At 38.3% G+C, this 632-nt stretch carries 1 protein-coding gene; it reads right to left on the reverse strand.

Features of this window, described 5'->3' with window-relative positions; genetic code table 11:
* Positions 1–56: 56 nt before the first annotated feature.
* On the reverse strand, positions 57–632 hold a 576-nt coding region (gene istB, locus ASU35_RS06940), incomplete at its 5' end, for an IS21-like element helper ATPase IstB (RefSeq protein WP_058352311.1).

Genomic DNA, 632 nt, shown 5'->3' on the forward strand with positions numbered 1-632 from the left:
TATAAATGTCAATACAAAAATGTACAAAAGTTCCAAAATAATAATGTACAACTTTTCTAATTTTCAGCCTGGATATGATCTTTCAGCCGGTATGATCTTCCGGATATTGTAATTACATGTGCATGATGCAGAACCCTGTCCAAAATGGCATTGGCTACAACTGCATCATAAAACACAGAATCCCAGTCACTGAAATTTATATTTGTTGTCAGAATAGTACTTTTCTTTTCGTACCTCATGTCAATCAGCTGGAAAAACAGATTTGAATCTTCCTTGTTGATGGGAAGGTATCCCAGCTCATCAATAATTAGAAGCCTGTATTTACTGAAGTGCTTCAGCCTGTCATTCAAACGGTTTTCTGACTTTGCTTTTTTCAGCTGCTGCAGTAAATCATTGCATTTTATAAAATATGTGCTGATCCGCTTTTTGGCTGCAGTAATCCCTATGGAAGTTGCCAGATGTGTCTTCCCCACTCCGCTTGGACCAAGAAATACAAGGTTTTCATTTTCTTCCAGAAATCTCAGTGTGTTATATTCAGAAATTTCCTGCCGGTTTATTCCCGGCTGAAATGAAAAATCAAAGTCCTCCAGTTCCTTATGGTGTGGGAACGCTCCTGCTTTTACCATGGAACG

The organism is Acetivibrio ethanolgignens, from assembly GCF_001461035.1.
Classification (GTDB): Bacteria; Bacillota; Clostridia; order Lachnospirales; family Lachnospiraceae; genus Velocimicrobium; species Velocimicrobium ethanolgignens.